The organism is Porphyromonas sp. COT-290 OH860, assembly GCF_000768935.1.
GTDB lineage: Bacteria > Bacteroidota > Bacteroidia > Bacteroidales > Porphyromonadaceae > Porphyromonas.
The window spans coordinates 1-14724 of the sequence record NZ_JRAR01000082.1 but is presented as its reverse complement, the minus strand read 5'-3'; the positions used below and the strand labels follow the sequence as shown (position 1 = coordinate 14724).

Genomic DNA, 14724 nt, shown 5'->3' with positions numbered 1-14724 from the left:
CTACTTCTCTCTAAGAAGGCGAGCCGCATGGGCTGCGAAGTAGGTCATGATGATCTTAGCGCCAGCTCGGCGAATTGAGAGTAGAGACTCCATAACGATGCGATCTTCATCGATCCAGCCATTGGCAGCAGCGGCCTTGATCATGGCGTACTCTCCGCTGACCTGATAAGCCGCTATCGGTAGGTCGTAACGCATAGAAGCCTCTTTGATGACATCAAGATAGGGCAAGGCAGGCTTAACCATCACGATATCCGCACCCTCCTCTATATCGGACTCTATCTCGCGAAGAGCTTCGCGTCCATTGGCTGGATCCATCTGATAAGCCCTGCGGTCGCCGAAGCTAGGGGCTGAGTCGGCTGCGTCTCTAAATGGGCCGTAGAAAGCCGAGCTGAACTTAGCCGCATACGACATGATAGGCAGTGAGCTAAAGCCAGCTTCGTCCAAGGCTCGACGCATGGCGATGATGCGCCCGTCCATCATATCGCTAGGGGCTACCATATCTACCCCAGCCTCTGCAAACGATACAGCTTGGCGAGATAGGTAAACAAGCGTTTCGTCATTGACCACCTCACACTCGTGTATGATGCCACAGTGCCCGTGATCGGTGTACTCGCACATACAGATATCTGCGATGACGATAAGCTTGGGTAGCTCACGCTTGATAGCACGAATGGCCTGCTGCACGATTCCCTGCTCGCTGTAGGCCTCACTGCCCGTAGCATCTTTGTGTTCTGGAATACCAAATAGCATTACGCCTGCCACATCAAGTTCCGCCAGTGTACGGCATTCCTCAAGCAAACAATCAACCGACAGTCGATACTGCCCCGGCATCGAACCAATCTCTTCTCTAATACCTGTACCGTGTACAACGAACAAGGGAGCAATGAAATCTCTAGGGCTAAGTGATGTTTCACGCACCAGACTGCGAAGGCTCTCGGTGCGACGCAGACGGCGTAGTCTAGTTAGAGGATACATAATTCTATTCTACATTATTATCGTAATACTTATTTATTCTTATAATCAAGTTGGGTAGGCGATCATTTGACTCGTATCAATGTTAATCCGTCCCTTAGGGGGAGGATAAGATTTTCCACCCGTTCGTCGGCCTGCACCATTGCATTAAACTCTAGGATGCGCTGAGTTTGCACATCCGAGGGCTTAGGTTCTAGAGCCACTTTGCCGTCCCAGAGGGTATTGTCCGCTAGAATGACGGCACCAGAATGTAAATGATCGATGATCAATTTGTAATAATCGGGGTACTGTCGCTTATTGGCATCGATATAGACTAGGTCGAAGTCGTTCTGACGCATCAACTCTGGCAGTAGCTTCATGGCATCTCCAATGTGTAGCTTGATCTTATGACCATACTCCGCTCGATTGATGTAGTGGCGAATGAAATCCTCCATCTCATCGTCGCTCTCTAACGTATGTACTCGCCCATCTTCTGGCAGTGCCTCGGCCAAGCAGTGGGCAGCATAGCCCGTATAAGTCCCTAGTTCCAATACTAACTTGGCTCGACACATCTGGGCAATCATCTTGAGCAAATTACCCTGCAAGTGTCCCGAAAGCATTCGAGGGCGGATAAGCCGCACATGTGCAGCACGGTAAATCTCCGCACGAAGAGGACTCTCGGGCGACGAGTGCTCTAGAATATACTGCTCTAGTGGATCTTCTCCTATGATTACTGCCATTAATTTATTCTATTATCTAGCTCTAATAAGTACCAACTCTGTTGTTTCTCTCCAGCAAATGTACTGCTAAATTGTAGATACGGACTAGAATCTACTAGGGAAGTCCTCTAGCCAACTCTCAATCCTCTAACCAGCGACCTCTGCGAACATTACTTAGAGCAAGAGTTAAGCTACCCTTGATACGCCTACCTCGTACCAGAGGCCCAAGATTTATATTTTAGCTCAAATTTCAGAATGTTGCTGGGAAAGACGACACAAACAAGGGCGAAAAACGGCAGGCTTCGTATTTGGGCTCTAGGGGGCTCTAGATTGAGTTCGACCTCATTTTGGCATTTAGTCCCAGTCGCACGAAAACGACCAGCTAAAACACAAGAATTACAAATTACTGGAAACCAAACAAATAAAAAGACATATTACATGATTGCGTCTAGATATGGCGGATATCTCCGATTTCCTTCCCATCAATCCTGCCAAGTTGAAGGACACTCCCTAGCAAGTTAGCCCTACGATCTCCCGTAATTGGTCCTTCAATTTTCTTGAGAGCTTGATTAGGACATAAAAAATATCTCTCTCATTGGGGCAAAACTCGGGGATATTTCTTTACAACCCTTAACAGAAAAAGAAGACGAGAGGGTATCGAGCTCTTAGGTCTTACTTCTCACTTCGCACCGTCTATGTATAAGGCCATAGGATTGGCACTAAAGCAGACAAATACACAGAGAATCAACCCACTAATCTCTAGGGTACATAAGGCCATATATTTGTTGTATCTTTGTAGCATTGGAATTGGAAATATGATCAATAGACTACTTATTCGTACCCGCGTATTGCAAACGGCCTACGCACATTTTCACAGAGAAGAACAGAAGCTCACCTCAGCGGAGGCCGAGCTGAAGGTGAGCCTAACCCGCACCTACGACCTATACCTTTTTCTCCTTAGGTTGATCCCTGAGCTTACAGAGCGATACGATGCGATCCTAGAAGTTCGTCGCACCAAACATCTCGCCAGCCCCGAGGAGCGCACCCCCAATAAGCGTCTAGTCAATAATAGACTCGCTCAGAAGATCGACGAGTGTGCACCGATAGAGCTGTGGTACAATTCTTTTCCTCTAGCGTGGAGTGAGGAGGATATTTTGCTACGCCAGCTCATCAATCAAATAGAGGGTAGCGAGCTCTACAAGGGTTACCTAGAGCGAGAAGACAGCTTCGCCAACGATCGCACCTTTTGGGTTGAGGTATTCAACTCTATCATCGCTCCACACCCATTATTGGCCGAGTATCTAGAGAGCCAGTCCGTCTACTGGGACGACGAGCTATCACAAACAGAGAAAGCCGAGTTTGAGGAGCACCCCGGTTGGGAGGAGCTAGACACTGCTTTCGCCGAGGCTCGCAGTGGTCAGCTATACTCGTCTACCAAACTCTCTATGGGTGCCGTGGAGATCGTCAAGGATTTCGTAGCCAAGACGCTCAAGAGGATAGACGAAGAGCTCTCGATGGAGGAAGTGTTACTACCAGCTTACCGTGATGCCGATGACGAGGTCTATGCCCAGCACCTGATGCGCCAGCTACTACTCGGCCACAAGAAGCATGTCGAGCTTATCGAGCAGCACATCAGTGACGGCTGGGATAAGGAGCGTCTAGCTGATATGGATATGATCCTCATGCAAATGGCTATCGTGGAGTTCCTACACTTCCCAAGTATCCCTACGCACGTTTCTATAAACGAATATGTAGAGCTTAGCAAGATCTACTCCACCCCCAAAAGTGCCTCCTTCGTCAATGGCGTTCTAGATGCCGTGGCCAAAGCGCTCAAGTCCGAGGGTAAAATCCTCAAACAGTAACCCAGCTCTCAAACTAAATCAATTCATATTAAACTCTAAAGACAAAACTGATGAACCCAATCCTATTGCAAGCCGCAGGAGCACAGTCTTCTTGGATGAGCTTCTTGCCCATCATCGCTATCGTTGTTGTTTTCTACTTCTTCATGATCCGCCCCCAGCAGAAGCGACAAAAAGAAGTGGAGCAGAAGCGTAATGCCCTCAAGGCAGGCGACAGAGTGGTAACTTCGGGTGGTATTTATGGTACGATCAAACACGTCAATGAGCGTGACTTCGTCATCGAGATCGCAGATAATGTACGAGTAAGCATCGACAAGAACTCGGTATTCGCTACCGAGGATAGTAGCAAGAAGTAGCATCCTACCAACAAGTTTGGATCTACGGATTAGTTTCTCTACTACCTATAATATATGAAGCTAAACCTAGGCTCTAGCGACTCGTCCCACAAGGTAAAAAAGTCAGCCAGAGGGAGCAAACGTATTTTACGTAGCTCCCGCCTGCTGACTTTTATCTTTTTCCTAGGAGTGGCTTTTGGATTTTGGATTTTGCAGCGCCTTCAAGGCGATTTCACTAGACCGATATCCATTCCCATAGCCTACGACTCTATCGCCCTAAACAACGCCCTCGGCGGTGATGTGCCAGAGAGCCTAGAGCTACAAGTGCAGGACAAAGGCTTCGAGCATATACGCTACTCACTAGATGGCATGGAGCCGATTGTCCTCAAGACCAGCCGAGAAGCTACTGGGCGTGAGTACATCGGCATCAGTAAGCAGGAACTCAAAGCACAGATAGAGCAGCGTCTATCTCCATCTGCCCAAGTCTTGCAGCAGTCTGTAGGCGATATACACGTGGTGCTACAGAAGCGTGTGAGCAAGCGAGTACCCATAGTGCTAGGCTCTGACCCTAGCACAGCAGCGGGTTTTACGGCTAGTGCTGTGGAGCTACACCCCACAGATGTCGTGATCTTTGGCACCAAGGAGAGCCTAGATACTATCCAGCAGATCAGTACCGGGGCTATCAGCCAGAGAGAGCTGCGAGAGAGTATCTCCAGCAATGTAGACCTCATCATGCCCGCTGGGGCTTATTGTCAGACTCGCCAAGCTAGAGTACACGTAACCATTGAGGAGCTTACCGAGCAGAGCTTTACTCTGCCAGTACAGACTAGAGGCGTACCAGTTGGCTATATCCTACACCCTCTGCCTAGCTCAGTGACCGTCCTGCTCACTCTGCCCAGATCTCGCTATGCCGACCTAGTAGAGGCCGATGTAGAGCTATCCGTCAATTATGCCGAGGCTACGGCAAGCCGACAGAGTGGCGATACTATAGCTCCTCGTCAGCTGACGGTTCAGCTCACCAAACGGCCCGATTGGATCAAACGATACAGCCTCAAGCCCGAGGCTGTCCAGTTTGTTTTGGAGAAGGTAACACCCTAGAGCCTTATGCAGACTAAGATCGTGACTATCGGTATCACTGGTGGGATAGGTAGTGGCAAGTCGCTCGTCAGCACAATACTCGCCACCTACGGTATACCTATCTACGATACAGACAAGAGGGCCAAAGCCCTCTACGACACAGACGCCGAGCTTAGGGCTGAGGTCATCAAGCTCTTCGGCCCTGAGCTCTATGCCACGTCAGACGGTAGACTCGATCCCCCTCGCCTAGCTTCTATCATCTTCTCCGACACCACGGCACTTGAGCAGATCAATGCCCTTGTGCACCCTGCTGTCCGTAGGGACTTCTCTTATTGGAGAGAAGAGCTAATCCGGCGTGGCGTGTGCGTGTGTGCCATAGAGAGTGCCCTGCTAGTGGGAGGAGACCTAGAGCGCATGGTGGACGGTGTACTAGTAGTCATGGCCGACGACGAGGTGCGCATCAGGCGTGCTATGCATAGAGATGCGACAGCGGAAGAGGCTATACGGGCACGCATACGCAGTCAGATGAGCCAAGCAGATATGACATGCTCGGCTACTTGGATCATCGACAACAACGACGGCCAACCCCTATTACCTCAGATAGAGGCATTACCTTTTATTCACTAAAGCGACATTGTCTGCCCGAGGGAGTCGCCTCCAAGCTTTGAGTAACGACTAACCCATCAGCCGAGACACGGCAGACAGACTATTTACAAGTGCAATTATGATTAAGACCATAGTATTCGACCTAGGAGGGGTACTGATCCACCTCAACAGAGATGAAGCGCTCAGACGCTTCTCCGCCCTAGGCATACCCGACATAGAGAAGATGCTAGATCCGTATCTGCAGAGTGGTTACTTCTTGCAGATAGAAGACGGACGAATGAGCAAAGAAGAGTTTCGCTCGGCTCTCAGTCAGCTTGCTGGTCGAGAGCTCCGACAGGAGGAGATATATGATGCCTATATGGGATTCTTGGAGGAAGTAGCGAGCTATAAGTTTGACTACATCGACACACTACGCCAAGACTACATGGTGCACATCTTGAGCAATACGAACCCCTACGTTATGGAGTTTGCCGAGAGTACCAGCTTCCTCCCAAATGGCCGTCCGCTCAGTAGCTACTGCGAGCGCAAGTTCGCTAGCTGCGAGATGGGTATGGTCAAGCCGCACAGAGGCATTTTTGAGCTCATGATTGAGCAGACTGGTATGCTCCCGAGCGAAACCCTATTCATCGACGACGGACCAGCCAACGTACAGATGGCCGAGGAACTAGGCTTCGTGACCTACTGCCCCGCCAATGGAGAGGACTGGCGTGAAGCGATTGGGCAGATCCTAAAGCAGCATAATAGATAGGTGGTATTGAGAACCATACTATCAACAACAGAGCTGGCGGATCTACGTGCTTCACTCGCTCTATGGTTCGGGCAAAACGCACGTGCGCTACCGTGGCGTGAAACGACAGACCCATATCACATCTGGCTCTCGGAGGTTATTCTCCAGCAAACGCAGGTGGTGCAGGGTCTAGGGTACTATTACCGCTTCATTGATGCCTTCCCTACGATCCAAGACTTAGCCAAAGCAAACGAGGACGATGTGCTACGCCTATGGCAGGGACTAGGATATTATTCCCGAGGGCGTAACCTGCTGCGTGCAGCACGCATGGTGGTCGATGAGTTCGGTGGCAATATACCACGAGAGCTGGAGCAAATCAAACGCCTCCCCGGTGTAGGGCCCTACACGCAAGCAGCAGTACTCTCTTTCGCCTACAACCTGCCACATGCAGCCGTAGACGGCAATGTCTATCGAGTAGTCAGTCGGCTACTCGGCATCGACGAACCCATTGATACGCCTAGTGGACAGAAACTATTCCGAGCACTTGCTCAAGAGCTACTCGACCCAGAAGAGCCGGGGCGCCATAATCAGGCGATGATTGAGCTAGGTGCTCTATGCTGTACACCACGCAGACCAAGCTGCCAGGCCTGCCCTTTCGCTCAGTTATGTGTGGCTCATAGACAGGGCAATCAGCTTAGCCTCCCCGTCAAGCAGGGTAAAATCAAGGTAACAGAACGTTATTTACACTATTTCTTGGTACGTATCCACTCGGCAGGCTCCATCTATACACTCATTCGTCGTCGGGGCAAGGGCGATATCTGGGAGGGGCTCTACGAGTTACCCCTAGTAGAAACTCCAGAGCCACAAACTCTAGAAGGGATATTCAGTACTCAAGACTGCGGCAATCTCTTTGAGGGCCTAGAAGGGCTAGTTGTACATCCCAAGCCAGTGGCTACGCTCAAGCACCGCCTTACCCATAGGTTGCTACACGCCAACCTCTATCTGGCAGAGGCTAGAAGCTACACCCCTAGGACTACAGAGGGGGGCTACCTCTTGATAGACGAAGAGCAACGAGGACAGTATGGTATGCCTATCTTACTGGACAAGATGCTCTCGTCTCTATAAGGAGCCACAGGTAAACAAAACCGGTAGGAAGTGGCTTATATACATACTTGACTAAATAGTAAAGAAAATTAGCTAGAGCAATGAATAATCCAACCAAACCCGACAGCCTCATACTGGTTATCTTCGGAGCATCTGGGGACTTGACCAAGCGCAAGCTCATACCCTCGCTCTATCAGCTTTTTAAGCAGGCCAAGCTACCCAAGCGATTTGCCGTGCTAGGCCTCGGACGTACCGCCTACGATAGTGCTTCGTATCGCCCTCACCTAGACGAGAGCCTCAAGAAATACCTTGCCGAGGGCGAGTACGATCCCTCTCTAGCCGAGCAGTTCCTCGCTAGCGTCCACTACCTATCTATGGATCCTGCTCTAGAGGAGGAGTATCCCAAGCTCAAGAGTAGACTACAGGAGCTAGACGAGCAGATCGACAACCCTGCCAACTATATCTATTATCTCTCTACCCCACCCTCGCTATACGGCGTTGTGCCTCTACACCTAGCTTCCGTTGGTCTCAACAGAGAGGAGTGCGATAGCCCCGACGGCAGATGCCACCTCAATGCCCATAGGGGCGAAGACGGCGTGCCTCGCCCTATCCGACGCATCATCATAGAGAAACCCTTTGGCTACGACCTCAAAAGTGCTGAGGAGCTCAATGAGATATACCGCTCATGCTTCAGAGAACACCAGCTCTACCGTATAGATCATTTCCTAGGCAAAGAAACCGTGCAAGACATCATGGCACTTCGCTTTGCCAATGGAATTTTTGAGCCTCTGTGGAATAGGAACTATATCGACCGCATAGAAGTCACAGCCGTAGAGAATATGGGAGTTGAGAGTCGTGGAGGATTCTACGACGAAACGGGAGCTCTGCGTGATATGGTACAGAATCACCTCTCTCAGCTTGTAGCACTTGTGGCCATGGAGCCACCTGTACAGTTCAACGCCGACCTATTTCGCAACGAGGTAGTCAAGGTTTATCAAGCCTTCCGTCCGATGAGCGAAGAAGATATTAGCCGTAGCGTAATCCGAGGTCAGTACACAGAGAGTGAATGGAAAGGCGAATACCACAGAGGCTATCGTGAGGAGGATAAAATCAATCCCGAGAGCCGTACCGAAACCTTTGTGGCGATGAAGCTCCATATTGACAACTGGCGATGGCACGGTGTCCCATTCTATATCCGTACAGGCAAGATGATGCCGACCAAGGTAACGGAGATTGTCATCCACTTCAAGCCAACTCCTCACAAGATGTTTGCTGGGGCAGACGGACGCTCTATCCCCAATCAACTCATCATACGCATACAGCCCAACGAAGGTATTGTCCTCAAGTTCGGGGCTAAGGTCCCCGGATCAGGCTTCGAGGTGAAGAAAGTATCGATGAACTTTACCTACGACCAGCTCGGGGGGCTAGCCTCTGGCGATGCCTACTCACGCCTCTTGGAGGACAGTATGCTCGGGGACTCGACCCTCTTCACTCGCAGCGATGCTGTGGAGATGAGCTGGCGATTCTTCGACCCAATCCTCAGGGCTTGGCAAGATGAGCACTTCCCTCTGTATGGCTACCCTGCTGGCACTTGGGGGCCTAAGCAGAGTGACGAGATCATGGATGGCGACTGCTACAACTGGACTAACCCGTGTAAGAACCTAACCAATTCGGAGCTCTACTGCGAGCTATAAGCCTATGAAGATTTATCAGTATCCGACACCACATGAGGTCGCCATAGCTCTAGCTCGTGAGATATTCGTCCGTGGCACTCAGCAAGGCGATATACATGTAGCCATATCTGGTGGTAGCACGCCTAAGCTACTTTTTGAGCTTATGGCTAGTTCGCCCCTGAGAGAGGAGATTAACTGGGCTCATGTACATCTATACTGGGTAGACGAGCGATGTGTACCCCCGACCGACGAGCAGAGCAATTATGGTATGACCAAGGAGGCGATGCTTAGCTCTGTCCCTATACCCGCCGAGCAGGTGCACCGCATCATGGGCGAGGCTATCCCCGAGAAAGAGGCTATCCGCTATACCGAGCTGGTGCGAGGGCAACTACCCTCCGAGCGCAAGCTCCCCGTCTTCGATGCCGTCATCCTAGGCATTGGCGACGATGGGCATACGTCGTCTATCTTCCCACATCAGATGAAGCTCCTCGAGACCCCCACCCCATACGTTGTGGCGACACATCCAAGTGGGCAGAAGCGCATCGCGATGACGGGGCCAACGATTATGGCGGCCAAGCGCGTCCTCTTCCACGCCGTCGGCGAGAGCAAGCGCACCATCTTGCGTCAGATAATCAACCAAGCTCCAGAGGCTCAAGCCTACCCCTCCAGCTACTTCTTCGAGCGACGTGACGATGTAGAACTCTATACTGACCAAAGCCTGTAGGCAGTCATCTCTCTACATTATTATATATGGTATAGCACCTAACTGGACAAATCCAGTTAGGTGCTATGCTTTTTAGCCCTACTCATCAGCCATCTTTGGCAGACTCGGACACGAAATAAGATTGTATTCCGACACATTGTCAGTCATTATGACAGACATCAAGGCTACTTCTCATCGTGGCACATGCTTTGCTTAACTCCTTGTCGAGCGAGTATTCGAGCGGAAGGCTCCTCATCGAACTCATTAAGAAATAACAATAAAACAATATAAGTATTATGGGAAGAATCATTGGAATTGACTTGGGTACGACAAACTCTTGCGTATCCGTACTAGAAGGTAACGAGCCAATCGTTATCGCAAACAGCGAAGGTAAGCGCACGACTCCATCAGTTGTGGCATTCATCGAGGGTGGCGAGCGTAAGGTGGGCGATCCTGCCAAGCGTCAGGCTATCACTAACCCAACGAAGACGATCTATTCGATCAAGCGCTTCATGGGTGAGACCTTCGGACAGGTAGCTGGCGAGCTAGACCGCGTACCTTATAAGGTAGTTAAGGGCGACAACGATACGCCTCGAGTAGACATCGACGGTCGTCTGTATACACCACAGGAGATCTCCGCGATCATTCTGCAGAAGATGAAGAAGACAGCCGAAGACTATCTCGGTGCAGAGGTTACAGATGCTGTGATCACAGTGCCTGCTTACTTCAACGACGCTCAGCGTCAGGCTACCAAAGAAGCTGGTGAGATCGCAGGGCTCAACGTCCGCCGCATTGTCAATGAGCCAACAGCTGCATCGCTCGCCTACGGCCTAGACAAGAGTGACAAGGATATGAAGATCGCAGTCTTCGACCTCGGTGGTGGTACGTTTGATATTTCTATCCTCGAGCTTGGTGACGGAGTGTTTGAGGTTCGCTCAACCAACGGTGATACGCACCTAGGGGGCGACGACTTCGACCACGTGATCATCGACTGGCTTGCAGATGAGTTTAAGGCTGACGAAGGTCTAGACCTGCGCCTCGATCCTATGGCTATGCAGCGTCTCAAGGAAGCTGCCGAAAAGGCCAAGATTGAGCTCTCTAGCTCTACATCTACGGAGATTAACCTCCCCTACATCATGCCAGTAAATGGTATTCCTAAGCACCTCGTGCGCACGCTTACTCGTGCTAAGTTTGAGCAACTAGCCGATCGTCTCATTCAGGCTTGTATCGCTCCATGTGAGCAGGCTATGCGCGACGCTGGTCTAGGCAAGAGCGAGATTGACGAAGTCATCCTCGTAGGTGGTTCGACACGTATCCCAGCTATTCAAGCAATCGTAGAGAAGATCTTCGGCAAGACTCCAAGCAAGGGTGTGAACCCAGACGAAGTGGTAGCCGTAGGTGCTGCGATCCAGGGCGGTGTGCTCACGGGCGAAATCAAGGACGTGCTTCTACTAGACGTAACGCCTCTATCACTCGGTATCGAGACGATGGGTGGTGTGATGACTAAGCTCATCGAAGCCAATACGACGATCCCAACGAAGAAGAGCGAGATCTTCACCACGGCGGTAGACAACCAGCCATCGGTAGAGATCCACGTGCTACAGGGTGAGCGTTCTATGGCTAAGGACAATAAGAGCATCGGTCGTTTCAACCTCGACGGTATCGCTCCAGCTCCTCGCCAGACGCCTCAAATCGAGGTAACATTCGACATCGACGCCAACGGTATCCTTAGCGTAACGGCTGTAGATAAGGCAACGGGCAAGCAGCAGAACATCCGCATCGAAGCCTCTAGCGGTCTAAGCGATGACGAGATCAAGCGCATGAAAGCCGAAGCCGAAGCCAATGCCGAGGCCGACAAGCGCGAGAGTGAACGCATCCAGAAGCTGAACCACGCCGACAGCACGATCTTCCAGACCGAGAAGCAGCTTAAGGAACTGGGCGATAAGCTCCCAGCCGACAAGAAAGCTCCTATCGAAGCTGCTCTCGAGAAGCTCCGCACGGTGCACAAGGATCAGAACATCGAAGCCATTGACACTGCTACAGCCGAACTGAATACAGCTTTCCACGCTGCTACGGAAGAGATGTACAAGGCACAAGGTGGTGCTACAGCCGATGCTCAGCCTAACGCAGGCGGTGCACAGACTGGCGGTAGCTCAACCCAAGGCTCCGACATCACCGACGCCGACTTCGAAGAAGTGAAGTAATTACGCTCATAAAAGAGCATCAAATAAATATTAAATCGCAGTAAGTTAATTACTTACTGCGATTTTTATTTTTGATAGTTTCTCGTTTTTCCTCTTTTTATATCGATTTTAGTCGTATATTTGTACCATATTTGTGCCGCGACTTATTAGTGTATAAAGTGCGACTTAAATAAAAACATAATTTGATTATCAGATAGATACGAAAAGCGTATGCCAGCTGCAAAATTTCAGATTGAGCGAAAGTGTGAATTGTGTGGGAAGACCTTTCTTGCCAAGACAATCACATCAAGGTATTGTTCTATACAATGCTCAAGGTCTGCGTATTCACAAAAGAAGCGAGAGGAAAAGTTAGAAGAGCTACGGCGAGAGAAGGCCGCAAAGATTCCCAAGGATCAACCCTACCTCTCTATCTCCGATGCTATTGCTCTATACGACGTTTGCAGAGATACGCTATACCGACTTGTTAGAAGTAAGGCTCTCCGAAGTTATAACTTGGGCAAAAGGATGACTCGCATCTGTAAAGAGGATTTAGAACGCAACTTCAATCTGAGGCCTATTGATGAGCAAAAGCCGAGAACAAGAAATAAGGCTAAACTTTACAACCTTGAGCCAGAGTATTGTTACACGATCGGTGAAATAACAGCCAAGTTTGGTGTTACGGAAGGGACAGTATATAAGCATATCAGGAAATTTTCCATTCCCATAAGGCAGATTGGCAATTATGTCTATGCCCCAAAGTCAGAGATAGACCAACTGTACAAATAACCTTAGATATACATGAGAAAAGAATTACATAATACGAAAGTAACTGTGCGACTTCGCAAGAGTGCGTATAGAAATGAGTGGTATCTCTACATTGAGAGTTATCCAGTCTATACTGCGGGTAAATCCGAGCCACAACGTGTCCGTGAGTATCTTAACCGCATAGTAACTACCGTAGTCTGGGATAAAACTCGGACTGCACGCACAACATCTTCGAGCAAATCGTACAAACCCAAGCGAGATTTGAATGGAGTAATACAGTGCAAAAGCGAGGTCGATCAAGAAGCTTGTATCTATGCCGATGAGGTGCGAAAGCTCCGTCAAAGAGAATACGATAATGCCGATTTGTACAGCGATGCAGATACGGCACAGGCGGAGCAAAAGGAACGTTTACAACAAAATTTCATTGCTTATTTTCGAGAGGCGATGTATAAACGACACAAAAACAGCTCCACTTCTATTCTTGTCAATTGGAAGAGAGCTCTGGATTTTCTTAAAATGTATGCGGGAGAAAATTTGCCGTTTTTCAAAATCGACAATGCTTTTGCCGAAGAGTACAAACGTTTCCTTTTGACAGCTCCTCGTGGAGGGAATAAATGTGGTACTATTTCTCACAATACGGCATCCACTTATTTTTCTATTTTCAAGGCAGCTCTTAAACAGGCATTTATAGATGGTTACCTAACCGTTGATATATCCGCCAAAATAAAAGGTATTCAGGAACAGGAGTCTCGCCGTGAATACCTTACCGTAGAGGAGTTAAATACGCTTGCTTCAACCCCTTGTGATCGTGAGGTGATGAAACGGGCAGCTCTTTTCTCTGCTCTGACAGGATTACGCCACTGTGATATTCAGAAACTAAAGTGGAAAGAGATCAACATGGATGGAGAGCAGCCGAGGTTACATTTCACTCAAAAGAAAACCAAGGGAGTGGAGTATATGCCTATTTCGGAACAAGCCTTACAACTATGTGGAGAACGAAGATTGCCAGAACAATTGGTTTTTGAAGACCTGCCTAATCCGTCATGGATTTCTAAACCCCTAAAGCGTTGGATAGAGGCTGCAGGCATCAAAAAGTCCATAAGCTTTCATTGCTTCCGCCACTCCTACGCGACTCTGCAGCTTGCCAGCGGTACAGATATTTATACCGTAAGTAAGATGCTGGGACACACGAATGTGAAGACAACGCAAATCTATGCAAAGGTGGTCGATGAAAAGAAAAACAAGGCGGCTCAAGCCATAAAATTGGATACGATAGAGACAAAGAGTCAGGAATAACCTCACAAAAATGAATAAAGATGCAGTCTAAGTACTTTGAATATATAATTGTTTATTTATCCGTCTTGCTGGCGTGTGCCTTAATTGGTATAATTGAGACTATTGCGCAATGCACCGCTCAAAGTTTCTTGTATCTTTCTCGATGTTTTTTGAGTGTTTGAGCCGCTTGGGGAGCCTTGAATACTATCCCCCTATCCCCATCCCTGAGGGATATTTCCCTCAGGGATGGGGATTTTACGGTNTGTTTTTTGAGTGTTTGAGCCGCTTGGGGAGCCTTGAATACTATCCCCCTATCCCCATCCCTGAGGGATATTTCCCTCAGGGATGGGGATTTTACGGTTATTTGACACCTTCAATTACAAGCAGCCCTGGCATACGTTTGAGATTGTACGCCATAGCTTCAAGGATATTCTGTGTATGCGTTCGCTCTAACCCTCGGTAGCGACAGCGTCCCCCCAAGAACCACCGACGAATACTGCCAAAGGTGCGTTCTATCAAGCACCTTGTCTTACTGATCACACGGTTGAATGCCTTCTGACTCTCGCTAAGAGTCTTCCCACGAATAGCCTTGAGCATAATGCCGTCCACCAAGCCACGACCAGCCAAGTACTCCGAATTCTTTTTGCTGCAATAGCCTTTGTCGGCTAGTACACTTACCCCTGATGACAACTCGGACTGCTCGATTAAGGCGGGCAAAGCAACCGTATCTGCACAATTAGCGGGGGT

General features: G+C 49.4%; 14 protein-coding genes. 11 read left to right on the top strand and 3 right to left on the bottom strand.

Translation table 11 applies throughout. The features are described 5' to 3' along the window. Together hemB and HQ41_RS08935 are read right to left on the bottom strand one after the other, a co-directional pair. A complete protein-coding gene (gene hemB / locus HQ41_RS08940; RefSeq protein WP_044190721.1) occupies window positions 1-975 on the bottom strand; it encodes a porphobilinogen synthase in 975 nt (324 codons plus the stop codon). Between the two features lie 62 nt (window positions 976-1037). Continuing rightward, the gene (locus HQ41_RS08935; RefSeq protein WP_044190717.1) at window positions 1038-1691 is read right to left on the bottom strand and encodes an O-methyltransferase; all 654 of its coding nucleotides are present in this window, start codon (window positions 1689-1691) and stop codon (window positions 1038-1040) included. A gap of 794 nt (window positions 1692-2485) precedes the next feature. On the opposite strand from HQ41_RS08935, the gene nusB reads away from it, so the two are divergent. The 11 genes from nusB to HQ41_RS08880 all read left to right on the top strand — a co-directional run bounded on the left by nusB (window position 2486) and on the right by HQ41_RS08880 (window position 13998). Continuing rightward, window positions 2486-3532 (top strand): transcription antitermination factor NusB, encoded by a 1047-nt coding sequence (nusB, locus tag HQ41_RS08930; RefSeq protein ID WP_044190714.1) that lies wholly within the window; start codon window positions 2486-2488, stop codon window positions 3530-3532. Window positions 3533-3582: 50 nt separating this feature from the next. Continuing rightward, a complete protein-coding gene (gene yajC, locus HQ41_RS08925; protein ID WP_044190711.1) occupies window positions 3583-3885 on the top strand; it encodes a preprotein translocase subunit YajC in 303 nt (100 codons plus the stop codon). A gap of 54 nt (window positions 3886-3939) precedes the next feature. Next, window positions 3940-4962: a YbbR-like domain-containing protein gene (locus HQ41_RS08920; RefSeq protein WP_044190708.1), complete on the top strand. Its 1023-nt coding sequence runs from the start codon at window positions 3940-3942 to the stop codon at window positions 4960-4962. A 6-nt stretch (window positions 4963-4968) separates the two neighbouring features. Next, the gene (gene coaE, locus HQ41_RS08915) at window positions 4969-5568 is read left to right on the top strand and encodes a dephospho-CoA kinase (protein WP_052405372.1); all 600 of its coding nucleotides are present in this window, start codon (window positions 4969-4971) and stop codon (window positions 5566-5568) included. Window positions 5569-5665: 97 nt separating this feature from the next. Beyond that, on the top strand, window positions 5666-6295 hold the full coding sequence (locus tag HQ41_RS08910) for an HAD family phosphatase (RefSeq protein WP_044190707.1): 630 nt from the start codon (window positions 5666-5668) through the stop codon (window positions 6293-6295). Between the two features lie 6 nt (window positions 6296-6301). Further along, on the top strand, window positions 6302-7399 hold the full coding sequence (mutY, locus tag HQ41_RS08905) for an A/G-specific adenine glycosylase (RefSeq protein ID WP_044190837.1): 1098 nt from the start codon (window positions 6302-6304) through the stop codon (window positions 7397-7399). An 80-nt stretch (window positions 7400-7479) separates the two neighbouring features. Then, the gene (gene zwf / locus HQ41_RS08900; protein WP_044190705.1) at window positions 7480-9072 is read left to right on the top strand and encodes a glucose-6-phosphate dehydrogenase; all 1593 of its coding nucleotides are present in this window, start codon (window positions 7480-7482) and stop codon (window positions 9070-9072) included. Between the two features lie 4 nt (window positions 9073-9076). After that, the gene (gene pgl / locus HQ41_RS08895; protein ID WP_044190703.1) at window positions 9077-9775 is read left to right on the top strand and encodes a 6-phosphogluconolactonase; all 699 of its coding nucleotides are present in this window, start codon (window positions 9077-9079) and stop codon (window positions 9773-9775) included. Between the two features lie 275 nt (window positions 9776-10050). Continuing rightward, window positions 10051-11958, top strand: a complete 1908-nt coding sequence (gene dnaK / locus HQ41_RS08890; protein WP_044190701.1) for a molecular chaperone DnaK — start codon at window positions 10051-10053, stop codon at window positions 11956-11958. 210 nt (window positions 11959-12168) lie between these two features. After that, on the top strand, window positions 12169-12723 hold the full coding sequence (locus tag HQ41_RS08885) for a helix-turn-helix domain-containing protein (RefSeq protein ID WP_044190699.1): 555 nt from the start codon (window positions 12169-12171) through the stop codon (window positions 12721-12723). A 12-nt stretch (window positions 12724-12735) separates the two neighbouring features. Further along, window positions 12736-13998 (top strand): site-specific integrase, encoded by a 1263-nt coding sequence (locus HQ41_RS08880; RefSeq protein ID WP_044190697.1) that lies wholly within the window; start codon window positions 12736-12738, stop codon window positions 13996-13998. A gap of 339 nt (window positions 13999-14337) precedes the next feature. Here HQ41_RS08880 and HQ41_RS08875 read toward each other — a convergent pair. Then, window positions 14338-14724, bottom strand: a 387-nt coding sequence (locus HQ41_RS08875) for a transposase (RefSeq protein WP_152567381.1), incomplete at its 5' end; no start/stop codon positions are given.